Genomic DNA, 22,484 nt, shown 5'->3' on the forward strand with positions numbered 1-22,484 from the left:
TCCGGCAGGTGAGCAAGCCTGAGCTCGGATAGAATGGACCGTCATAATCCAACAATAATCTCGGGACACCAGAGTCGTCCCCATCCTGTAACGAAGGAGTTATTATGCAGCATACCCATGCGCTGGTCGGCGATGTCGGCGGCACCAATGCGCGTCTGGCCCTGTGTGAGCTGGCCACCGGTACTATCTCTCAGGCAAAGACCTACTCAGGTCTGGCCCATCCCAGCCTTGAAGCCGTGGTACGCCTCTATCTGGAGGAACACAAGGTACAGGTGGCTGAAGCCTGCATCGCCATCGCCTGCCCCATCAACGGTGACTGGGTTGCCATGACCAACCACAGCTGGGAGTTCTCCATCAGCGAGATGCAGGGCAATCTCGGGCTGGCACGCCTGCAAGTGATCAACGACTTTACCGCCGTCTCGATGGCAGTGCCGGTATTGGCTGAATCGGATCGCATCCAGCTTGGCGGCGCCGCGCCGGTAGCGGGCAAGCCCATCGCCATCTATGGTGCGGGCACCGGCCTTGGGGTCGCCCATCTGGTCAAGGCGGGTGAGCAGTGGCTGAGCCTGCCGGGTGAAGGTGGTCATGTGGATTTTGCAACCAACACCGAAGAGGAAGATGCGGTGCTCCAGGTGATGCGTGGCGAATTGGGCCATGTCTCGGCAGAGCGTTTCCTCTCCGGCCCGGGTCTGGTCAATCTCTATCGCGGGCTGGTGAAATCCGATGGTCGTGAGCCAGAGCCGTTCGCCCCCAAAGACATTACCGAGCGCGCACTGGCGGGTGAGTGCCTCGATTGCCGTCGCACCTTGAGCCTGTTCTGCGTGCTGATGGGCCGCTTTGCCGGCAATCTGGCCCTCAATATGGGTACCTTTGGCGGCGTCTATATCGCAGGTGGCATAGTGCCGCGCTTCCAGGAATTCTTTACCGGTTCCGGTTTCCGGGTCGCCTTTGAAGACAAGGGGCGCTTCAAGTCCTACCTCAAGGAGATCCCGGTGTTTCTGATCACCCATGAAGGGCCGGGGCTGCTCGGTGCGGGCGCTTACTTGCGTCAGTCGATGGGGATCACTATCTGATTGAAGAGGGGAACGAAGCGGGATCATCCATGGTTCAGCCTCGATTCAGTGTGAATGGCATATAGTAGCCGCACGTAACCAAGAGGGTTGTGCTTCACAAGGAGTGGAAAGCGACTCTCATCCGCTGGATACGTTTGTCACCTGACAAGCCTGAACTGTTTCAACCGGCCTTTTGGCCGGTTTTTTTTATGTCTGATATCCGGGATTACTGGGCCAGCGCCTTCAACTGCGCCTTGTCTGGCGGATTGTTCCAGTCGATGGGACCGTGGGTAAAACGGTACTGCAACCGTGGCAGGCTGGTCTCCAGCCACTCTTCCCGAAAATAGGCATAACCCTGATCCCAATCCGGATCATTGGCCCAACCGCTCTGGAGGAAGTAGAGGCGAGTGCCCTGCCCTTCCGGCACAAATCGCAGGCAAACCTGGGTCTTTTGCTGGCGGATATGGGGTAGGCTGGGCGGGAAATTCCAGCTGAAACTGAGCAGGTCATAGGGCATGACGGCCATGACCCGGCACCCTTCGCTGCCACGTTCACCCAGCGGGGCATCAGGCCTGAAGTAGATCTCGAAAGGACCATTCGGTTCGGCCACCATCAAACATTCGGGAGCCAGAAAACTGCGCAGACCGCTTTCGGTAGTCCAGGCGTGCCAGACATCGTCTATGTGCGCCGGAACAAAAATGTTGCCTTCAATCAGTTTATTGTCCATAAATCAGCGATCCTCAAGCCATCCATACAAGGGACTCCGGCAGTATAGCCCCATGGCAAATACAATGGACAGTGCTTAATCACACCCTTGTCATTTGCATCGATTAACCTGCCGCTGTGCAGCTGCCTCAATGAACATTGGCTTGATCCGGGAGGGCATCATGATCCGGCTCATGGAAGAACACGACATTCCACAACTGGCTCGGCTGTTTTTGAAAAGCCGCCGCCACACCTTTCACTGGGTCGATCCCGCCCGTTTCCAACTCGAGGATTTCGAGGAACAGACCAAAGGTGAACAGGTGTGGGTAGCCGAGCAGGGGGGCAATATCTGCGGCTTTATCGCCATCTGGCAGCCCGATCACTTCGTCCATCACCTCTATGTGTCAAGCGACTGGCACGGCCAGGGGATCGGGCGCGCCCTGCTGGAGCGGGGCCTCGCTGATTCGCCGCACGGCTCGCTCAAGGTTGCGACCCGCAACACGGCGGCAGTAGCCTTCTACCATCGGCTGGGCTGGCAAAACAGTGATGAGACAGGCCACTGCGAGGTCACCGGCCCCTGGTGCAAGTTGCTTAGAAACTAGCGGGACGCCCGGCACCTTCGCTTTGTGGCTGAACAGGCACCAGCGGTGCCGGGGGGAAGAACCAGCGGTAGAGATCGAACCAGCCATCTCGCTGGGCAATCACGACCTCATGCACCGGATCGCGCTGGAAGATCGCCACCTTGTTTTCAGTCAGCGGCACCCAGGCATAGTTGACCAGCGCATATTGCGACTGGATCAGGTTGTACTCATTGAGATAGGAGTCATCGTTACCCGATTCGTGCAGTTGGGTACGACTGTCGATGAGGTAAACAAGCTGGTTGAAGAAGGTCAGTTGAAAACCGGTCACCCGCCACTTCTCCCTGGTCGCCTCCTCCTCTTCGATCACGGTGATTTTTCCCCAGCGGCACACCCCGTGATAGTTGACTCCATTGGCCGACATTTTCAGGTCGTAATGGCAGCCCAGACTGTTGATAAACATCCCGACCACAAACAGCAGCACGACAAGCAGTGGCAACAGCAGCAAGGTATTTTTCAGCGTTCGTTTCATCAGAGATCCCTTACAGCGTTTTTTCGAGCTCTTTATAGGAAAGCACGCGAACCTGGTGGCCGGAGACCAGCACCAGCGATGCCGGTTTGACTGGTGGCACATCGCTCCGTGCCTCCATCTGGCAAACAACGCCGGTCGGCGAGTCGGTGCAGTTCACATGGAGCCACTCGAAATGGAGATAGCTGGCGACAAACGCCACCAACACAACCAGTAGCAGATTGACGTATATCAGGCCCCTTGCCAGCATTGGCCGCCCGATACCACTGAGAAAGGCAAGTTTGGCGCGCTCACCAAAAGAACGGGGAGCAGCAGGCTCTTTGATGACCTCGTGGTCGGAGCTTGGTGATGTCGACGGTGACTGCGCAGCCACTGCAGGCGTGGGCTCGCTCATCGGCTCGGACAAGGGCTCACTCTCTGTTGGCAGTGCCTTGCCGTAATAGCTCTTCATCTTGCAGTTCAGATGCAGGGAGTACCCTTTTTTCGGGGTACTTCTGATATCCAGCGTCTGGGGGGATGAGGTGAAGTGGCGACGAATATTGGCGATGGCCACGTTCAGTGAGTTGGGGCTGATGGGGCGACCCAACCAGCCGATTTCGAGCAACAGATCCTTGTCGCACACCTCGTCATGGTGATCGAGCAGATAGCTGAAAATGAGGCTCTCTGCCGATGACAAACGCACCACCCGGGCGCTTTGCAAGTTGTCCTTGTCGGCACAGAAGATCAGCTCTCGCCTTTTGACATCAAAGACATAATCACCGAAGTGATAGGCTGATATGTTATTGCCTGGCGCAACCCCCGTCATACCAACCACCTGTTATTTGCATTCATCATGAAGAAGATGGGATTCCACACCTGATAAAGCCAGATGGCGGCTCAGGACTCGCTGTAATTAAACGAAATTCTAAAGGGTCGAGATCAGCGGCACAATAGATGCAGGCAGGCATGAGCGGGGAAAATGAAAATATGCGTCCAGCACTGTCGGACTGCGTATCGGGCAGAGCATGATGCTGCGAGTTTCGCCTATCGCGGTCACGCCAATATCAGCTGAACAGTGACATGGACATGACGAAAAGCGCTGCAGGACAAGACCCCTTGCCCCTCACGACATCTCGCAGCGCCTCAAAATAATGGGGACCGACCTGCCCCGCAGGATGATCCAACGGGGCGAAGTGAACTGACTAGACCCGAAACTGCTTGAGCAGGGTGTCGAGCTGGGCCGACAGCTGCCGCAGATCGCTGCTGGCTTCGGCAACCTGTGCCACTCTGGCCGCACTCTCGCTGTTGAGCGTCGCAATCCGGTTGACGCTGTGGCTGACCGCCTCCGCCACCGAGTGTTGTTCTTCCGATGCCTGGGCGATATACATGTTCATCTCGCGGATCAGGCTGACCTGATTTTTAATCTTCTCCACCGATATCTGCACATCTGCCGCCTCGATGCCGGCGCGGGATGCCTTCTCCTGACTCTGTTGCATGCCGGCCCCGACATTCTGGGTCGCTTGCTGCAACCGCTTGATACTGGCACTGATCTCCTCCGTCGACTGGCGAGTACGGCCCGACAAGGTGCGCACCTCATCCGCCACCACCGCAAAACCGCGCCCCTGATCACCCGCCCGCGCCGCCTCGATGGCCGCGTTGAGGGCAAGCAAATTGGTCTGCTCGGCAATGCCGTTGATCACTTCGATGATGGTGCCAATGCTGCTGCTTTCGGTCGAAAGGGTGCGCATCAGGGTGGCGACTCGCTCCACCTCCCCCACCAGTTGATGGATGGCCTCATTGGCATGGCCCGCCAGATTGTAACCCTGCTCCACATAGAGGTTGGCCTCATCGGTAGCGCCAGAGGTTTTCACCGCATTGCCAGCCACTTCCTGCACAGCCTGACTCATTTCGGTAATGGCGGTGGCGACCTGATCCAGCTCGGATTGCTGGGCGTCACTGCCTACCCGGGTATCTGCCGAGAGGGAGTCACAGAGTTCGGCGGTTTGCAACACACCGGCAGAGAGCTCGTTGATCTCCGCCACCATCTCCTGCAACTTGGCAATAAAGTGGTTGATGTTGGTGGCCAGCGCGCCCATCTCATCCTGGCGGCTGATCTTTAGACGCCGGGTCAGATCCCCCTCTCCTTTGGCCAGATCGAACACCGCCTGATTCATCTGATGAAGCGGCCTGAGCACGTTGCGATGAATCAGCACCATCAGCAGCGCGATGATGCAGAGATCGAGCATCAGGATCTGCCAGACGGTGGTGATCAACTGCTGGCGCAGTTGGGCCTGAATGGCGGCATCACTGGTTTGCACCAGCAATCGGGCCACGGTGTTTTTCTGGCCACTGTCGTCATAGACCAGATCATACCCTCCGTAGGCAGCGGTATCGGCAGGCATGGCTGTCACGGGGGCAATGCTCCCCGCCGAGTCACGGGCAAACCCGGCTACCAGCTTGTCCTTGTTGACCACCAGCAACGCACTGAGTATATCGGCCGCCAGCTCGGACTTGAGCGATGCCTCGATGAAGGCCGATTCATAATTCCACAGCGGGCCGGGCAGGGAGAGCTGCAGCCGGCCGATGGCCTGTTCGACCAGCGCACTCTGTTTGCTGTAGCTCTCCGCCTTGACGGCGTGGTAGTTGTAAGCGCCAAACAACACCAGTAGCAGACTCACCGACAGGGAGGTCAACACGGCAATCCTGAACGTCAGACTTTTCCAATCCATGGTTTCCTCCCGGTTTTACGGCAGCCGGCGCAGTGCCATTGAGCGGCACTTGCCTATTGGTACTGTTACTGGTACTTGGCATTGATCTTGTCGATGGTGCCATCCGCCTTCATGGCAGCGAGGATCTCGTTAAGCTTGGTGATGAGCTCATCGGGCGTGTCCTTGTTAAACGCCAAGCTCATCTGGGTTTCCTTGAACACGAAGACCGGCTTGGGTGAGGCCACCTTCTCCTTGCTGGCCAGATAGGGGGCCAGATACTGGCCGGTTGCCCATAGATCGATGCGGCCGGCCTCCAGTTTCTTCACGTTGGCGGTATCGTTGGCAGCCAACTGCAACTTGGCAAATCCCTGGGCCTTGAGATATTCGGCGGCCGCATCGCCGTTATAGCCACCCACCGAATACTGCTTGGCATCTTCCAGCGACTTGACCGTGATATTGGCGGTCGAGCTGGAGAAAAACACCCAGTTGTTATTGACCAGCGGCCCTACCCACTTGAACAGTGCTTCCCGCTCCGGAGTACGGGTCGTGGAGTAGAGGGCGGTATTGGGAGTACCGAGGGTATCTTCGTACGCCCGTTTCCAGGGCATCAGGGTCAGCTTGTATTCGACTCCAGCACGCTTGAACAGCTCTTCGACCACCTCGGTCGACAGCCCGACAATCTTGCCCCCCTCTCCCTGCATGTTGAATGGCGGGTAATCCTCGGTCATCACGTTCAGTGGCGCAGCCTGAACAGCGCTTATCGCCATCATGGAAGAGACTGAAAAAATTGCACTTTTCCACAGCAGTTGATAGTTCATTGCAACCTCGCTTTGCTTGCCATTCATCCCTGAACATCCGCCGTTACCGATGGCGGTGCACGTCTGACCCGCTGGGGTCATGCCGGCTTTCACGGCTCGCCGCCCACCCATGTGCAGCAGCAAACAGATCCGGATTTTGCCTGTGCGCAACGAAACGCAACCGGCGAGGGAGGCTCACAACAAATCGAGGAGGAAACATGCCAGGGCAGCATAAGGGGAGTGTGGAGTGGGGCGGATAAGCCTCTGCCATACAACAGCGCCGTGGCAAAGAAAAAGCGCATCGTTTTATAACAGGGGTCTGGGAGAGAAATGATAGAAAACGCCAACATCCATTTTCCCATACTGCTCGAGGAGACCTCAGAGCCAAACCTGTCCTTTAGCTAAGGTCACGAAAAGAGATACGTCAAATGAGAATGCTAACCCCCTCATCTGCTTCCAAATTAGATTCCAGATGAGCTCCGTCGAGCCAAAAAGTGGCGCTAGATACCCGAAAATGAGAAGGCCACCGCGAGGTGGCCTTCTCCAAATCAACAATGAACGTCTGGTGGAACTCAATCCTTGGCCGCGTCCATCACCCCCTCTTCGGAGTGCGCAGGCAGGATCAGGTTGAGCAGGATGGCGGCAACAGAGGCCAGGCCAACACCGGCCAGCGCGAAGTCGCCAATCTTCATCTCAAGCGCACCGACACCGACGGTCAGAGTCACGGCAACGATGGCGATATTGCGTGACAGTCCCAGATCCACCTTGGATTCCACCAGCGTCTTGAGACCGATGGCAGCGATGGATCCGAACAGCAGCAGCATGATACCGCCCATCACCGGCATGGGGATGGAGGTAAGCAGCGCATTGAACTTGCCGAAGAAGGCCAGAATGATGGCAAACACCGCAGCCCAGGTCATGGTGACCGGATTGAAGTTGCGGGTGATCATCACGGCACCGGTCACTTCGGCGTAGGTGGTCACAGGGGGGCCACCGATGAAACCGGCGAAGCAGACGCCGATGCCGTCACCGGCCAGCGTACGGTGCAAACCCGGCTCCTTGGTGTAATCCTTACCAGTCACACCACCAATCGCCAACACGCCACCGATATGCTCGATACAGGGGGCGATGGCTACCGGCAACATGAACAACGCAGCAGCCCAGTTGATCTCCGGGGTTTCGAAGTGGGGCAGCGCCAGCCAGGGGGCGTTCACCATGCCATCGAAACTCACCTGGCCCATGAACACCGCCGAGACATAACCGGCAATCACGCCGCACAGGATGGGGATCAGCTTGATCCATCCCTTGCAGAACACAGCTGCAATCAGGGTGACCGCCAGCGAGATACCGGCCAGCGTCAGCGCAGTCCCCGCAGGTACCACCTGCTCACTACCGGCACGGCCCATCGCCATGTTGCAGGCAACCTGCGCCACAGAAAGACCGATGACCATGATCACCGGGCCAATCACCACCGGGGGCAGCAATTTGTGCACAAACCCCATCCCTTTTGCCCGGATCAGCGCAGCCAGAATGAAATACATGAAACCGGCGGCAAACAGGCCAAACATGGTGGATGGCAATCCCCAGGTCTGGGTGGCGTAGATGATGGGGGCGATGAAGGCAAAGCTGGAACCGAGGAAAATCGGGACCTGGCGGCGGGTGCAGAGCTGGAACAACAGGGTGCCCACACCGGCGCCAAGCAGGGCCATGGAGGGGTTCAGTCCGGTGAGCAGGGGCACCAGAACCATGGCGCCGAAGGCGACAAACAGGATTTGCAGCCCGGCGACACTTTGCTTGACTAAGGAAAACATGGATGTCCTTAATTTTTTGATAACTGATGGGGATATTTATCACTTTTCAGTTATCACAAGACTTTTTCAAGGCACAAAATGAACACAAATTCGCCACTTGTTACCTTTTACTGCTTGGGAAGGGCATGAAACTGGCTTTTTAGGCGGGATTCGTTGCTACAAGCATCGAGTATGCGATTTTACGCATTATTATGACGAACGCCAATCGTTTTTCCATCATGTTTATTGTGTTCATGGTCAAAAATGCCGCCGCCAGAGGGCGCTCTATAATGGATCCTGTGAATCAAGATGGACAAGGAGTCCCCATGTCACAGCCCCCATTCAAGGCCAACCAGCGCAGATTGCTTATTGGCTCGGCCATCGCACTCGCCCTGTTTGCAAACCCGTTCAGTTATGATTTCGCCCACAATGAGTGGCAAATGAATCAGGCCTATGCCAAGTCCTGCTTTATCGCCGGCACTCGCATCACGATGGCCGATGGCTCCACCCGCCCCATAGAGACGCTCCGGGTCGGTGAACAGGTGCTGGATCAGCACGGCGGCAGTAACCGGATCCTGGCGGTCGAACGGGTCATACTGGGCAAGCGTAGACTCTATGGGATCAATGATCTGCCCCCGTTCTTTACCGCAGAGCACCCTCTGCTGACCACTCGGGGCTGGGCAGCCATCTCACCGGCCATGACACGAACCGAAAACCCGCAACTGGCGGTGCTGCCGCTATTTACCGGCATGCAGATAATGTGTCGCCCCGCACCTGTTATGGTGACGGGCAATCTGGCCCTGCAACCCCAGCCGGAATTACTGCTGGTTGAGTCACTCTGCTGGATCGAGGCATCTCCCACTACCGCACTCTTCAATCTGCTGCTCGATGGCAGCCACAGCTACATCGCCAATGAGCTGATCGTTCACAACAAAGATGGCGATGGTGGCAGTGGGGGCAGCAGTGGTGGAGGCAGCAACAGCGGCGGAGGCAGCAACAGCGGCGGTGGCAGCGACAGCGATGGGGGCAGCAACAGCGGCGGAGGCAGCGACAGCGGCGGTGGCAGCGACAGCGGTGGGGGCAGCAACAGCGGCGGTGGCAGCGGCGGTGGCAGCGGCGGTGGCAGCGATGGGGGCAGCGATGACAGTGGCGGCCAAGGCGAGCATGCCGGCGGAGAGCAGCATGGTGGAGGTGAACGGCATGCTGGTGGAGAAAAACATGCAGGGGGAGAACGCCATGGGGGTGGCCGCGGGTTTGGCAATGGCGTTGATGACAACGGTGTGGATGCCGTCGATGCCAACGGCAACAAGCTCAGGGGTGATGGCACCATCGATGACAACGGCGTGGATGCGGTCGATGCCAATGGCAACAAGCTCAGAGGCGATGGCACCATCGATGACAACGGTGTGGATGCCGTCGATGCCAACGGCAACAAGCTCAGAGGCGATGGCACAGTCGATGACAACGGTGTGGATGCCGTCGATGCCAATGGCAACAAACTCAGGGGCGATGGCACGGTCGATGACAACGGTGTGGATGCTGTCGATGCCAATGGCAACAAGCTCAGGGGTGATGGCTCGATCGATGATCGCCAGCAAGTGCTTACCGATGAGCAGGAGCGGGCGCTGCTCAACAACGGTTTTCGCCAACAGGGGCAACCATGATGCGATATCTGTTACCACTCCTCCTGCTCGGCCTCGCTGGCTGCGCCACGGTCGACACTCCGCCGCTTTACCATCAAATGGATAAGGCAGATGTTCAACTGGCCAATCAGGCCCTTGCCAAGGCGCTGGAAACCCGCACCAAAGGGCAGAGCCTCACCTGGTTCAATCCGGCTAACCGTCACTCGGGTAGCGTCACCCCGCTACGCACCTTCCGCCATACCAGCGGGGAGTGGTGCCGCGACTATCGCGAGCAACTCTATATCGGCAAGGCGAGCCAGCAGTGGCAGGATACCGCCTGTCGCAGTCAGCAAGGGCGCTGGCGGCCATTGCGAACTTAGTGAATGCCACGGGGTAAACGAAAGGGGGTAGCAGCGCTACCCCCTTGTCATCTTTACCGACCCGTTATCCGAGCGGTGAATATGCGGTTATACCCGACGATAGGGCAGGTAAACCGGCTCCCACATGTGGTTGAGGATATGCTGCTGTAGATCCTGACCGATCAACGGGTGGGAGGGATCCCGACGCACGATATCCTTGAGCACGGCGGTCGCCACATGCACCGAGATGCTGCGCAGCTCGCGAATGCGGGGATAAACGGCCCCTTTCGCCAGGTCAACCTCACTCACGCACTCGGCCAGCGCAAAGGCGGCGGTAGTGAATACATCGGGCGTGATCTCGCGGAGCTGGCTGACGATGGCCGCCAGACCTACACCGGGGAAGATAAAGACGTTGTTGCCCTGCCCGACCCGAAACTCCTGCCCCTCGTAGCTCACATCCTTGAACGGGCTGCCAGTCGCGACAATGGCTTTGCCCTTGCTCCAGCGGTAGATATCTTCCGGCAGCGCTTCACAGTTGGCGGTCGGGTTGGAGAGCGGGAACACCATGGGGCGCTCGCAATGCTGCAGCATCAGCTGGATATGCTCTTCCTGGAAGGCCCCGCCCGAGCCGCTGGTACCCAGCAACACGGTAATGGGCACATGACGCAGCACATCGGCCAGATTGGCCTTGCCGGGCACCTCGGTCTCCCAACCCGCCAGCAGCAAACCCGGTTTGGCGTAGCGACGCTTGTACTCGTCGAGTCCGTCCCGGTTGTCGCACACCAGCCCCTGGGTATCCAGAATGTAGATGCGATCGCGGGCCGCCTGCGGATCCATCCCCTCGCGGATCATCCCCGCGCAGATTTGATCCGCGACACCAACCCCGCCGGCGCCAGCGCCATAGACCAGATAGTTCTGCTGGCCCAGCGTCTCGCCCTTGACCTTGACCGCTCCTATGATACCGGCCAGCACCACGGCACCGGTGCCCTGAATATCATCGTTGAATGACGGCAGTGCCTGCTGGTAGCGGGCCAGATTGTTGAAGGCGTTGGATTTGCTGAAGTCTTCCCACTGCAGCACCGCATTGGGGAAGTGGCGCTTGACCCCCTGCACGAACTTGTCGATGAACTCTTCATACTCCTTGCCGCGAATACGCTTGTGGGGGCGGCCCAGATACATGGGGTCATCGAGCAGTTTCTGATTGTCGGTGCCCACATCCAGCGCGATGGGCATGCAGCAGGCGGGGTGAATACCGGCCCCCAAGGTATAGAGCGCCAGCTTGCCGATGGGGATGCCCATGCCGCCAACACCCTGGTCACCGATCCCCAGAATGCCCTGGCTGTCGGTGACGACTATGATGCGGATCGATTTGGCATCGAAGTGACGGGCCTGACTGCCCATGTCATCCACGTTGTCCGGGGTGATGTAGAGGCCGCGCGGCTTCTGGAAGCGGTGGCTGAACTCCTGGCACGCCTTGCCCACGGTCGGGGTATAGATGTAGGGAGTCATCTCCTCCACATGGCGTGACAACAGGGCATAGAAGAGAGTCTCGTTGCGATCCTGCAGGGCACGCAGGTTCTGGTACTTCTCGATATCGCTGCAAGCGCTCTTGAACCCCTCATACACTCGCTCGAGCTGGGCTTCAAAAGTTTGTACCTGAGGCGGCAGCAAACCATCGAGATCAAAATCGGCCCGCTCCTGTTCGGTGAAGGCCGTGCCCTTGTTGAGGTATCGATTGTTAAGCAGATCAGTGCCGGTCAGTGCAACGGGGCGAAAATCCTGTCCCTGTGCATCTTTCCACAGCAGATATTGTCCGGTAGCCATAGTCATTCTCTTTGATTTACGTGAAATTGCCGTTCGGCAGGAGAGCAAGACTCATAATGAAATCAATCATATGACGTTTACTCGATCGGTTTTGTGAGCTTGGGCATACCCTGCGGCCAAAATAGGCGCCCGGCGACCCCGGCGAAACAAATATCCACGGCAAGGAATGAGACTCATGTTAGCATTGCGGGCAACCCAGCCCCTTTCACCGCATCACAGCCGGGAGTGATCTGATGCCCTCGCCTCTGCCAGCCTGCGTCCCCTTCTTTCAGCCATGCGCCTGATCCCGCTGCTTGCTCTGTGGTTGTTTCTGACCTGCCAGTCGGCTCTCGCCGCACCGGGCCGGGTGCTCAACATCATCGTGGGTGAATGGCCCCCTTTCGTCTCCGAGCAGTCAAAACAGCACGGGCCAGTGGCCCACCTCATCAGCGATCTGTTCAAGGAGGCGGGCTATCAGGTGAAGTTCCACTTCGCCCCCTGGGGTCGGGTCTATTCGCTGGCGGCCAACAGCCAGCTCTACGATGCCACCGCAGTCTGGATGCACAAACCGGAGCGGGAGCTGGATTTTCTGTTCAGCGAAGCGGTGCTGCAGGAGCAGTTTGTCTTCTTCTCCCTCAAATCACGGCAGCTGCAGGCCGAGCGCCTTGAGCAGATCATCGGCATGCAGTTGGGGGGCGATATCGCCTACAGCTACGGACCCGAGCTGGACAAGATGGTGGCCGATGGCCAGGTAACTCAACAGAAAGTCACCGACGTGAAACAGAATTTCGGCAAGCTGCTGCGCGGACGGATCGACCTCTATCCACAAGAGCTGCGAGTCGGTCTGGCCGAGTTGCAGAGCCAGCTCGACCCCGCCAGCGCGGCACTCATCACCCACAGTCAGACCCCTTTTCTGCGCAACGACAGCTTCGTGATGTTCCCACGCAAGATGCCGGATTCAGCCAAACTGCGGGATCAGTTCAATCAGCAGTTGCAGCAGGCCATCGCCAGCGGACGTTATAAGCGCTACTTCGAGCGGCTGGCCCGGGGGGAATATTGACCTTGGCGAGGCAAAAACAGAGGGGATAAAACAACGGTGGCGGCCCTTTGTGGCCGCCACCTCTGTGATGCTTGTCAGCGGCTGGCATTAGCCGCTGATGCCCACCTCCAGCTTGAACGGCGTCTTGGCCTTGCTGCTCTCGGCCGCCCCCATCTGGTAGACCCGAATGGTATAAGTGCCCTTGGCGGGCAGGGTCGCCTCAAAGTTGTTCCCTTCGGTAGAACCGATAAACATCGCCTCCCCCTTGCTGCCCGGCGGCAGAATATTGAAGTAGGGCTTGCCGGTCAGGATCACCACCATGCTCTGGCCCTTGTTGGCCGTCAGCTTGTAATCGAGGGTCTGGCTACCCTGAATGGTGCCGTTGATAGTCGCCCCTGACTCCCCCTTCTTGAACTGCACCTGCTGGGTCTTGATCCCGTCAGCCGCCTGCGCCACGCCCGCAATACCACCGAAGAGCGCAGATGCACATACCGCTGCCAGCCATGCTTTTCTCATCATTTGTCATCCCTTGTGTGAATGGAACCCCTGTTACTGTTGCTCAAGGTGGCCCAAAAAACCATCGCCGTTTGCGGCATCGCTCAATCAATTTGCCATCACGATCGACCCGCCATCAAAAGGGGCGCCGCAGCGCCCCTTCTCTTTACTCTTTGTCGACCATCAGCTTGATTTGCCCGCCTTGGGCTCATCGAGGGTGTGTTTCACCTCTTCATACCAGAGGTCGTGGTGCTCCTTGGCCCAGGTCTCGTCCACCTCGCCGGTCACCATCCCCTCCAGCGCCCCTTCCAGCTGGAACAGACCCATGTAGATATGGAAGATAAAGCCGCAGATAAGGATCAAGGCGCCTACGATATGGATAAAGCTGGCCCACTCCATCTGGCGGCGCAGCTGGCCGAAGATGGGGAAGTCGAGGAACAGCCCGGTCGCCACCACAATGCCGCCAAACCAGATCAGCAACCAGAAGATCGCCTTCTCGCCGCCGTTGGAGAAGCCTGCCGAAGGGTGACTCCCCTTGTGCTTGCCGAGCATGCCACCAAACTTCATGAACCACTGCACATCCACCATGTTGACGATGTTGTGGCGGAACCACTTGATGAGTACCCCCATCAGGCAGAGGAAGAAGAGCGGCCCCACGTAGTTGTGGAACACCTTGGCGAACCAGATCCAGTTCTCCCACACCCCGAGGCTCACCACCGGCTTGATGAAGTACTTGCCGTAGATGATGGCCAGCCCCGACCCGGAGAGGGTCAGGAACATGGCCGCCGTGGTCCAGTGCAGCGCCCGATCCAGCCGACTCCAGCGCTTGAGCTTGCGCCCGGTGCGCGGTTTGGAGAGCTTGGTCTGCCCCACCACCAGATACATCAGGCCACACATGGCGAGCGACCCGAAAATGGCGATGGCGCCGAGCGGCGACACCCACTTGGTCTTCACCTCGAACCAGAGCTGGCCCGGCACCGAGATAAGCACTCCGTGCTCCGGCGAGCGGGAGGTGGTCACCCCCTCCTGCCCATCCTTCACCGCCCGCCAGTAATCGGCGCCGGCAAAGCCGACCGCCTCTTTCTCGGCATCGGCGAAACTTGCGGTACTCACCAGCAGCAGGGCAGCAAACAGGGCCATTAGCCAGGTTTTCATGCCGCCCCTCCCTGCTTGTTCAGCTTGCTGGCATCATGAAACAGCTCATCGCCATTACCCCAAGCCGCATCCTTGGCACCGCGATAGGCAACCCGCTCGCGGAAGATATCGGAGATCACCTGCGCATCCCCTGCCAGCAGTGCCTTGGTGGAGCAGAGCTCGGCACACATGGGCAGCTTGCCCTCGGCGATGCGGTTGGCACCGTACTTCTGACGCTCAGCCTCGCTGTGATCCTCTTCCGGGCCGCCGGCACAGAAGGTGCACTTGTCCATCTTGCCCCGATCGCCAAAGGCGGCGGTCTTCGGGAACTGGGGCGCCCCGAACGGGCAGGCAAACAGGCAGTAGCCACAACCGATGCAGAGATCCTTGTTGTGCAGCACTATGCCGTCGTCGGTGTGATAGAAGCAGTCGGCCGGGCAGACCGCCATGCAGGGGGCGTCGGTGCAGTGCATGCAGGCGACCGAGATGGAGGTCTCCCCCGGCAGGCCGTCGTTGAGGGTAACCACCCGGCGGCGCTGGATGCCCCACTCCAGGGCATCGTCGTTCTCGTTCTTGCACGCCGTCACACAGCCGTTGCACTCGATGCAGCGCTTGGTGTCACACATGAATTTCATTCTGGCCATGGGATCAGGCTCCTACTTTGCGAAAACGGCACAGGGTGACCTTGGTCTCCTGCATCTGGGTGACCGGGTCATAACCATAGGTGGTGACTATGTTGACCGACTCCCCCAGCACATAGGGGTCAGACCCTTCCGGATATTTGGATCGCAGATCCTTGCCCTCGAAGTGGCCGCCGAAGTGGAACGGCATAAAGGCGAGCCCCGGTTTGACCCGCGGGGTCACCAGCGCCTTCACCTTGACCCTGCCCCCTTCCGGCCCCTCGACCCACACATCCTGACCATCGCGCACACCGACGTCGTTGGCATCCGCCGGGTTCATCTCGACGAACATCTCCTGCTGCAATTCAGCCAGCCAGGGGTTGGAGCGGGTCTCATCGCCGCCACCCTCGTATTCGACCAGACGGCCCGAGGTGAGGATGATCGGGAACTCCTTGCTGACATCCTTCTCCTGCACCGAGGCGTACTGGGTCGGCAGGCGCCACAGGCTCTTCGAATCAGGCCAGGTGGCGTAGTCAGCCAGCAAGTCGCGGCGCGGGGTGTAGAGCGGCTCGCGGTGCTTGGGCACCTGATCCGGGAAGGTCCACACCACGCAGCGCGCCTTGGCGTTGCCATACGGCACAAAGCCGTGCTTGATGGCGACCCGCTGGATGCCGCCGGAGAGATCGGTCTTCCAGTTCTTGCCCTCGGCCTCTTTCTTCTCGGCCTCGGTCAACTCATCCCACCAGCCAAGCTGTTTCATCAGGTCGGCAGTGATCTCGGGATAGCCGTCTTCTACCTCGCTCCCTTTCGGCCAAGACTCTTCAGCCAGCAGCGAGACGCCCTGATACTCGATGCCGAAACGGGCACGGAAACCGCCGCCCCCTTCCGACACCGGAATACTGGTGTCGTAGAGGATATGGCTGCCGGGGTGTTTCATCTCCGGGGTGCCCCAGCAGGGCCAGGGCAGACCGTACACTTCGCCACTGACCGGGCCGCCCTCGGCCTTGAGGTTGGTCTTGTGGAAGGTGTGCCAGTTCTGCTGGTGCGCCTTGAGCCGCTCCGGGCTCTGACCGGTGTAGCCCACGCTCCACATGCCGCGGTTATATTCGCGGGTGATGTCTTCCAGCAGTGGCTGGTTGTTCTCCACCTTGATGTGCTTGAACAGCTGGTCGGCAAAGCCAAGCTTCTTGCTCAGCAGATACATGATCTCGTGATCGACCTTGGATTCGAACAGAGGCTCAATCACCTTGTCGCGCCACTGCATGGAGCGGTTGGTGGCGGTGACGGAACCATAGGTCTCGAACTGGGTGGTGGCCGGCAGCAGGTAGACGCCGTCGGTGCGATCGTTCATCACCGAGGCGACGGTGGGGTACGGGTCGACAATCACCATCATGTCGAGCTTTTGCATCGCCTTCTTCATCTCCGGGCCGCGAGTCTGGGAGTTGACCGCATGGCCCCAGTAGAACATGGCGCGGATGTTGGAGCCCTGCTCGATCAGATCGGCGTTCTCCAGCACCCCGTCCACCCAGCGGGAGACCGGAATGCCGTTGTTGTTCATCGGCAGCTTGCCGTTGTAGGCCTTGTTGTCAAAGCGCGCCTTGATCCACTCGTAATCCACATCCCACACCCGGGCCCAGTGCTTCCAGGAGCCCTCTTCCAGCCCATAGTAGCCGGGCAGGGAGTCGGAGGTGACGCCAAAGTCGGTGGCCCCCTGCACGTTGTCGTGGCCACGGAAGATGTTGGTGCCCGCCCCGCTCTTGCCCACGTTGCCGAGGGCCAGTTCGAGGATGCAGTAAGCGCGGGTGTTGTTGTTGCCTGTGGTGTGCTGGGTGCCGCCCATGCACCAGACCACGCAGCCGGGGCGGTTGTCGGCCAGCAGTTTGGCGGCGCCATAGACCTGCTGTTCGTTGAGGCCGGTTACCCGCTCCACTTCCGCCGGAGTCCAGCGCGCCACCTCTTTTTGCACCTCATCCATGCCGTAGACACGGGTGCGGATGAACTCTTTATCTTCCCAGCCGTTCTTGAAGATGTGCCAGAGCATGCCCCAGATAAAGGCGACGTCGGTGCCCGGACGCAGGGAGAGGTACATGTCCGCCTTGGCGGCGGTGCGGGTGCGACGCGGGTCGACCACCAAAATCTTGCAGCCGTTGCGCTCTTTCGCCAGCAGGATGTGCTGCATGGCGACCGGGTGGGCCTCCGCCGGGTTGGAGCCGATAAACATGATCGACTTGCTGTTGTGCATGTCGTTCAGGCTGTTGGTCATGGCACCGTAGCCCCAGGTGTTGGCGACCCCAGCGACCGTGGTGGAGTGGCAGATCCGCGCCTGGTGATCCACGTTGTTGGTGCCCCAAAGCGACGCCATCTTGCGAAACAGGTAGGCCTGCTCGTTGGAGTGCTTGGCGGAGCCGAGCCAGTAGACGCTGTCGGGGCCGGACTCCTTGCGAAGGCGCAGCACTTCGTTACCCACCTCTTCGATGGCCTGATCCCAGCTGATGCGCTGCCACTTGCCGCCCACCAGCTTCATCGGGTACTTGAGGCGACGCTCACCGTGGCCGTGCTCGCGCAGGGCCGCCCCCTTGGCGCAGTGACCGCCAAGGTTGAAGGGGTGATCAAAGGCCGGCTCCTGACCGGTCCAGACGCCGTTCTGCACCTCGGCATAAACGCCGCAGCCCACCGAGCAGTGGGAACAGATGGTGCGCTTCACCTCGACCGGCACGTCGGCCGCCACGGTTTTGGCCTCGGCCCGCTGCATCATGGCTGGCGCCAGCCAACCGGCGGCCACGGCGCCACCGGCCACCAGACCGGAGTTGACCATAAAGGCGCGACGGGTCAGCCCCTGACCGCGAATGGCCTCATTGCCCTGCTCGCCCACTTGGGGCTGCTCGGCACGTTTTGTCAGTTTCATGAGTTCTCCTTCACTGATCCGGCTCAGTCGGTGCCGCGCAGGGTGCGATAAAAGTCGTGAACATGGGGGGTCTCCCGATAGCCCTTGTCAGGCTCGGTGTCGTGGGTCAGCACCTCTTTGCCCACCACCCGACCGGTGGCACCGGCCAATACGCCTATGGTGGCGACCACGCCAACTCCCTTGATCAGATTGCGGCGGGACGGGTCTTTCAGCTGTTCATCGCTCATTCTTGTGACCTCTGTTGTTGTTCTTGCTGGCGCCTGCGCGCCAGCTTCGCGTCCAATGGGATATCTCGTCTGCTCGTTTTGTTATGTGCAGCTCTTGTTATGCGCAGATAAGGGCGTTCAGCCCGGCACCACGCAGGCGCCAAACGGCAGGCGCAATTCGTTTTCCAGCTTGAAGAAATCTTCGGCAAGGGCGCCGACTGCCCGGTAGAAGCTGCCCCCTTTCGCCTGTTGCTGATCGCGGCAGCAGGCGAGTACCCAAGGGGCAAGGTGGCGCTCATAGAAGCGGTTGCGCTCCGGATGCTGCTCGCCAATCAGTACCGCCATCACCTCACAGAGGGCGGCCAGATGATCTTCCGGCTCGCACACTCCGCTCTGGCGCTCAAAACCGAGGGACTGGAGATCTGCACGCAGCACCGCCAGCGGCAGCTCCATCAAAGAGCCAGTGAGATACCAGGAGGCAAACGGCACGATCTCCCCGCGCCCCAGCCCGATAAAGAGATTCTGATACTCCTCGGCAAGCTCGTTTTCGTGGTGGCTACTGGCCGCCAGCTGCACCAGCCCGAGCCCTCTGGCAAAGGGGCCAGGCATCGGCTGCAACCCTTGCAGCCAGGCGAGCTGTTCGCCACGGGGGGCGGCACGCCAGAGGCTTGCCAGCAGGGCGTAGAGATCGGCGCTGCTCTGTTCCAGTTCGGTCATGGTCAGTTCGCCAGCCTTTTCGTTATGTTGTTCACTCATCACTGGCCCTCACACCTTGAGCTGGGAGACGGGATCCGCCGCCAGCGCCGCAAACACATCCTTGACCCGACAGTCCTCGCACATCAGCAGCCGCTGGGCGGCCTCATTCTGGAAGTGGGAGTGACCGGCCAGTTTTTGCTGGATGCGGCGGATCATCGAGGCGGGCGCGAACGGCTTGGAGCAGCGAATGCAGCAGGCAGCCTCTTCGGCTTTCAGGCTCTGCACGGCGCGGCGCGCTTCGGGCACGGGTTGCAGGCGGGGCACCAGTACGATGGCTTGCTCGGGGCACGCCTTTTCACACATGCCGCACTGGATGCAGTCCTGCTCGATAAAGTTGAGACCCGGAGTGTGCCCCACCGCATGCAGGGCACGGCTCGGGCAGACCGCCACGCAACCCATGCAGAGGGTGCAGTCAGCTTCTTTCAGCTCCACGCTGCCGTATGGAGCGCCATGGGGCACCGCCAGCGGCTCGCGGCTCCCCTCGTTGGCCTGCCAGAGGACATCGAAGGTGGCAAACAGGTTCTCCCGTTTGTCCCCTTTGAGCGGCTTCTCCAGCAGGGCAACGGTTGGCTGGCCGGAAACTGGCTCACCAGCATCCGGGTTAAACAGGGCGATGCGATCGGCAGCAAGACCGGCGCCCGCCAAGAGCACGGCGGCGCTCGCCAGTTCCCGCTCAACCAGCGCACGGACGCTTGCGGGGGCATCGTCACCGAGCGCAATGCGTACCGCGCTGGCGCCATAGGAGAGTGCGGCGAACCAGCTCTCGATGCCTAAACTCGCGCTCTCCTCCACCCAGACTGGCAGCCAGTTGGCGGGCAGTCGGGTGAGTTCGGCTTCCACCCATTCGCGCTCGTTTTCACCGGCGATCAGCAGTCGAGGCGCTTCGCCGCCCGCCTCCCGATAATGCTTGAGCAAGCGCAGCAGGTAGTCGCCGCTGGTGTTGGCGTCGGGCTGGTGATAGGCAATCGCCCCGGTCGGGCAGGCCGAGGCGCAGCTACCGAAGCCCTGACAGAGATGGGGATCGATCTGGATGCGACCATTGATGGGCTTGAGGGCATCGGTCGGACAGACATCAAGGCAGCGGCTGCAACCGGGCACGCCGCGGGCGGTAAAGGCGCAGGCCTCGGGGTCGAGGCGAAAATAGCGCGGCTTGTCGAAAATACCGGTCAGCGCACAGAGCTCGGCGAGCCGTTCAGCCAAGTCTGTGTCATCAGCCAGATGCAGATAACCCACCGGCGGACACTCCAGCGCAAAGAGCTGGGTGCGGCCCAGATCGGCCACCAGATCGAAGCGCGGTTCGCGTGGCTGTTCACTAACAGCAGTCGCTTGTTGTGGAAAGCCTTGTTGTGGGAAGCAAAGCGCCGCTAGATTAACCCGCTCCCCCTGACCATTGAGGCCGGTGAGCTGGAACTGGCCGAGATACCCTGTCAGGCTCGGCTCGCGCAGGGTCAGGGCCGCGAGGGATGAGGTGGCATCGAAAATGGCTTCGAGATCCGCCGCCTCGGCATCAAAAACGGATTCGGTCACCAGCAGGGTAGGCTTTACCCCGGCAGGCAGCTGGCTGGCAGCGCGGCGAATGCGATCTTCCGGGCCGACCAGCAGCAGGCGCCCCTGACTCTGGTAAGAGACAGTGGCCGGGATCAGGTTGTCGGTCTTGACCGTATGCTGCAGAGCATAGGCGCGAGCTCGCGCGTTATGCTCGGCCGCCCCCGCCCCATGGGCAAGATTGGAGGCCAGATTTGGGGCCAGATTTGGCAATGTTTGTTCAGTGCTCACATACGCTCCTGTGCGCGCCACCTCATGGGATGGGCGCTTGTTGGTAAGCCGAGAGAGCAAGAGGCGAGCCAACTCCCCCGGGAAAAAAGTGACTGACAGGGAGTCAGGATCCTGAAGGTTCCATTCCCCCACCTTTGGCTGGGACATTTTGTCCATCACAGGAAACCAAAATGTCCCGATCGTCGGTATGGGTTTGAGAATGGTTATCAGCCAGCTCGTCGGCGGCAGGTTCGCTGACAAGCGCCACCGGTTCAGCGGATCCGCTGGCCGGATTGGCCGATTCGCTGTCAGGGGCAATCACCTGATCCACCAGCCAGTTGCGCAGCCCGGTGGTCAGGGCCGCGGGCAGCAATTCGGGCTGGCTGAAATCCTGGGTGTAGTCGTCGAGCCCATCCGGCTTATGGCTGCGAAACATGGCCCGCAGCGCCTCCTTGTCGGGGAGTTTGGCCTTGCCCGGCTGGGCTGTTGTTAGCGGCGGTTCGCCACTCTCGGCCCCTTCGATATGGAAGGATTCGCCACTCCCCTTGTCAGTACTAACTACGGAGCTATCCAGCGCAGTATCTGGGATTTCACCTTCGCCACTGCCTTCGATGGGGGCTGCAACCGCCTCGGGAATGGCCTCTTCCCGTGGCTGCAATACCTGATGCTTGCGCGCCTCACTCTTGCGAGACGACCAGCGTTTGAGGAACTCACTCATGGGCGCGATTTCCGCTGTCACTGCCACGCTCGCGGCCATCGGGGCCGGTGGCTTTCACGGCGCCACAGCTGGCTTGATCCTGGCTATCGACACCCAGCTGATCCTGCGCCCGCCCCTTGCCCTTTTTGCCCTTGCGACGGGCCTCCAGCAGCTCGCCGTGACGGCCGATAAAGGCCTCCACCCAGGCTTGCAGCGCCTCGGGCAACGGGCAGGAGAGCACCTGCCGCTCGCCATCCATATAGGCGGCAGCCACGGTCTGGCTCAGGGTGAGGCCATCGGCCACAAAGCCACTGTCCACGCGGCTTCCGGTGACACTTCCGGTAACAAAAAGGCGGGGCGAACCGGAGCTCAGATTGAAGCGATAATCCCCCCGCTCATCGCGAAACAGGGTAAGGGGCAAGGCACCGGCAGCCTCGGGCTCAGCGGGATGGAGCGCCGCAATCTCGAAACGGCGGCTCTGCCAGCGGCCAACCTGGCTGTCGATGGCCTTTAACTCCAGTTGCAGCCAGCGCTGCGGGGGCAAGGTATTGGTGGTGTCTTGCACTGTCACGGCTCCCATCAAAAGGTCTCGGCCGGGCCGCCCTCCCCCGTGCTCCCCCCCGTTCGGGGCGGATCACAGCAGGAGACTTATGGCGGCTACGGCCATCAATGGGATAAGACTTAGCAAGAGTGGGGCCAAGGCAGGTTTGGTGGTTGATGGAGGCATTGCTGCGGGTTGGCGAGTTGTGCGGGATATGGATCGACGCGGGCGTAGGTTGGTGCAGAGCGCAGCGAAGCCCAACATGCGGAGTAAAACCAATCCGCCAGAGTCTAATCAAGAGGGATGGCAATAATCGAATAAGGCCGAATTATCCGATTATTGCCTTAATAAGGCTGTTCGCGGTAAACGTTGGGCTTCACTTCGTTCATCACCAACCTACGATTTAGCCCAACA

At 59.8% G+C, this 22,484-nt stretch carries 21 protein-coding genes; 5 read left to right on the forward strand and 16 right to left on the reverse strand.

Translation table 11 applies throughout. The features are described from left to right. Nucleotides 1-104 precede the first annotated feature (104 nt). On the forward strand, nucleotides 105-1,073 hold the full coding sequence (gene glk, locus ACTG2B_RS15340; RefSeq protein ID WP_439996308.1) for a glucokinase: 969 nt from the start codon (nucleotides 105-107) through the stop codon (nucleotides 1,071-1,073). A gap of 205 nt (nucleotides 1,074-1,278) precedes the next feature. On the opposite strand, the gene ACTG2B_RS15345 is transcribed toward glk, so the two are convergent. Beyond that, nucleotides 1,279-1,779 (reverse strand): SRPBCC family protein, encoded by a 501-nt coding sequence (locus ACTG2B_RS15345; RefSeq protein ID WP_005334766.1) that lies wholly within the window; start codon nucleotides 1,777-1,779, stop codon nucleotides 1,279-1,281. A 160-nt stretch (nucleotides 1,780-1,939) separates the two neighbouring features. Here ACTG2B_RS15345 and ACTG2B_RS15350 point away from each other — a divergent pair, with 160 nt between their 5' ends. Continuing rightward, complete coding sequence (locus ACTG2B_RS15350) at nucleotides 1,940-2,359, forward strand: GNAT family N-acetyltransferase (protein WP_040065353.1); 420 nt, start codon at nucleotides 1,940-1,942, stop codon at nucleotides 2,357-2,359. Here ACTG2B_RS15350 and ACTG2B_RS15355 read toward each other — a convergent pair. The 5 genes from ACTG2B_RS15355 to ACTG2B_RS15375 form a co-directional block, all read right to left on the reverse strand. Further along, the gene (locus tag ACTG2B_RS15355) at nucleotides 2,349-2,867 is read right to left on the reverse strand and encodes a hypothetical protein (protein ID WP_439996310.1); all 519 of its coding nucleotides are present in this window, start codon (nucleotides 2,865-2,867) and stop codon (nucleotides 2,349-2,351) included. The genes ACTG2B_RS15350 and ACTG2B_RS15355 overlap by 11 nt on opposite strands. 10 nt (nucleotides 2,868-2,877) lie before the next feature. Continuing rightward, nucleotides 2,878-3,669, reverse strand: coding sequence for a winged helix-turn-helix domain-containing protein (locus ACTG2B_RS15360; protein WP_439996312.1), 792 nt, complete (start codon nucleotides 3,667-3,669; stop codon nucleotides 2,878-2,880). Between the two features lie 376 nt (nucleotides 3,670-4,045). Continuing rightward, nucleotides 4,046-5,572 (reverse strand): methyl-accepting chemotaxis protein, encoded by a 1,527-nt coding sequence (locus ACTG2B_RS15365; RefSeq protein ID WP_429200667.1) that lies wholly within the window; start codon nucleotides 5,570-5,572, stop codon nucleotides 4,046-4,048. 65 nt (nucleotides 5,573-5,637) lie between these two features. Then, the gene (locus ACTG2B_RS15370; protein ID WP_005334783.1) at nucleotides 5,638-6,369 is read right to left on the reverse strand and encodes a substrate-binding periplasmic protein; all 732 of its coding nucleotides are present in this window, start codon (nucleotides 6,367-6,369) and stop codon (nucleotides 5,638-5,640) included. A 551-nt stretch (nucleotides 6,370-6,920) separates the two neighbouring features. Further along, the gene (locus ACTG2B_RS15375; RefSeq protein ID WP_040065362.1) at nucleotides 6,921-8,159 is read right to left on the reverse strand and encodes a uracil-xanthine permease family protein; all 1,239 of its coding nucleotides are present in this window, start codon (nucleotides 8,157-8,159) and stop codon (nucleotides 6,921-6,923) included. Between the two features lie 305 nt (nucleotides 8,160-8,464). On the opposite strand from ACTG2B_RS15375, the gene ACTG2B_RS15380 reads away from it, so the two are divergent. Both ACTG2B_RS15380 and ACTG2B_RS15385 read left to right on the forward strand, forming a co-directional pair. After that, nucleotides 8,465-9,802, forward strand: coding sequence for a hypothetical protein (locus ACTG2B_RS15380; protein ID WP_439996314.1), 1,338 nt, complete (start codon nucleotides 8,465-8,467; stop codon nucleotides 9,800-9,802). Next, a complete protein-coding gene (locus tag ACTG2B_RS15385; protein ID WP_123172591.1) occupies nucleotides 9,799-10,140 on the forward strand; it encodes an RT0821/Lpp0805 family surface protein in 342 nt (113 codons plus the stop codon). Before ACTG2B_RS15380 ends, ACTG2B_RS15385 begins: the two co-directional genes overlap by 4 nt. An 87-nt stretch (nucleotides 10,141-10,227) precedes the next feature. Here ACTG2B_RS15385 and ACTG2B_RS15390 read toward each other — a convergent pair whose 3' ends face one another. Further along, nucleotides 10,228-11,943: an NAD-dependent malic enzyme gene (locus tag ACTG2B_RS15390; protein ID WP_323925425.1), complete on the reverse strand. Its 1,716-nt coding sequence runs from the start codon at nucleotides 11,941-11,943 to the stop codon at nucleotides 10,228-10,230. Between the two features lie 274 nt (nucleotides 11,944-12,217). Here ACTG2B_RS15390 and ACTG2B_RS15395 point away from each other — a divergent pair, with 274 nt between their 5' ends. Beyond that, nucleotides 12,218-12,982, forward strand: coding sequence for a substrate-binding periplasmic protein (locus ACTG2B_RS15395; RefSeq protein ID WP_439996316.1), 765 nt, complete (start codon nucleotides 12,218-12,220; stop codon nucleotides 12,980-12,982). 87 nt (nucleotides 12,983-13,069) lie between these two features. Here ACTG2B_RS15395 and ACTG2B_RS15400 read toward each other — a convergent pair whose 3' ends face one another. The 9 genes from ACTG2B_RS15400 to ACTG2B_RS15440 all read right to left on the reverse strand — a co-directional run bounded on the left by ACTG2B_RS15400 (nucleotide 13,070) and on the right by ACTG2B_RS15440 (nucleotide 22,109). Further along, a complete protein-coding gene (locus ACTG2B_RS15400) occupies nucleotides 13,070-13,480 on the reverse strand; it encodes a hypothetical protein (protein ID WP_013723543.1) in 411 nt (136 codons plus the stop codon). Nucleotides 13,481-13,639: 159 nt separating this feature from the next. After that, on the reverse strand, nucleotides 13,640-14,611 hold the full coding sequence (locus ACTG2B_RS15405) for a formate dehydrogenase subunit gamma (protein ID WP_005334792.1): 972 nt from the start codon (nucleotides 14,609-14,611) through the stop codon (nucleotides 13,640-13,642). After that, nucleotides 14,608-15,234, reverse strand: a complete 627-nt coding sequence (gene fdh3B / locus ACTG2B_RS15410; RefSeq protein WP_005334799.1) for a formate dehydrogenase FDH3 subunit beta — start codon at nucleotides 15,232-15,234, stop codon at nucleotides 14,608-14,610. The genes ACTG2B_RS15405 and fdh3B overlap by 4 nt, the downstream gene beginning before the upstream one ends. A 4-nt stretch (nucleotides 15,235-15,238) precedes the next feature. After that, entirely contained in the window at nucleotides 15,239-18,115 is a 2,877-nt protein-coding gene (locus tag ACTG2B_RS15415) for a formate dehydrogenase subunit alpha (protein ID WP_439996317.1), read from the reverse strand. A gap of 23 nt (nucleotides 18,116-18,138) precedes the next feature. Continuing rightward, nucleotides 18,139-18,342, reverse strand: coding sequence for a transcriptional initiation protein Tat (locus ACTG2B_RS15420; protein WP_005303194.1), 204 nt, complete (start codon nucleotides 18,340-18,342; stop codon nucleotides 18,139-18,141). 117 nt (nucleotides 18,343-18,459) lie between these two features. Continuing rightward, the gene (locus tag ACTG2B_RS15425) at nucleotides 18,460-19,077 is read right to left on the reverse strand and encodes a TorD/DmsD family molecular chaperone (RefSeq protein ID WP_257725193.1); all 618 of its coding nucleotides are present in this window, start codon (nucleotides 19,075-19,077) and stop codon (nucleotides 18,460-18,462) included. A 9-nt stretch (nucleotides 19,078-19,086) separates the two neighbouring features. After that, the gene (locus ACTG2B_RS15430; RefSeq protein ID WP_439996318.1) at nucleotides 19,087-20,853 is read right to left on the reverse strand and encodes a 4Fe-4S binding protein; all 1,767 of its coding nucleotides are present in this window, start codon (nucleotides 20,851-20,853) and stop codon (nucleotides 19,087-19,089) included. Nucleotides 20,854-20,956: 103 nt separating this feature from the next. Beyond that, the gene (locus ACTG2B_RS15435) at nucleotides 20,957-21,550 is read right to left on the reverse strand and encodes a DUF3306 domain-containing protein (RefSeq protein ID WP_439996320.1); all 594 of its coding nucleotides are present in this window, start codon (nucleotides 21,548-21,550) and stop codon (nucleotides 20,957-20,959) included. After that, nucleotides 21,543-22,109, reverse strand: a complete 567-nt coding sequence (locus ACTG2B_RS15440) for a DUF3305 domain-containing protein (protein ID WP_439996322.1) — start codon at nucleotides 22,107-22,109, stop codon at nucleotides 21,543-21,545. The genes ACTG2B_RS15435 and ACTG2B_RS15440 overlap by 8 nt, the downstream gene beginning before the upstream one ends. Nucleotides 22,110-22,484 lie beyond the last annotated feature (375 nt).

Source organism: Aeromonas sp. 30P (genome assembly GCF_051919805.1).
GTDB lineage: Bacteria > Pseudomonadota > Gammaproteobacteria > Enterobacterales > Aeromonadaceae > Aeromonas > Aeromonas veronii.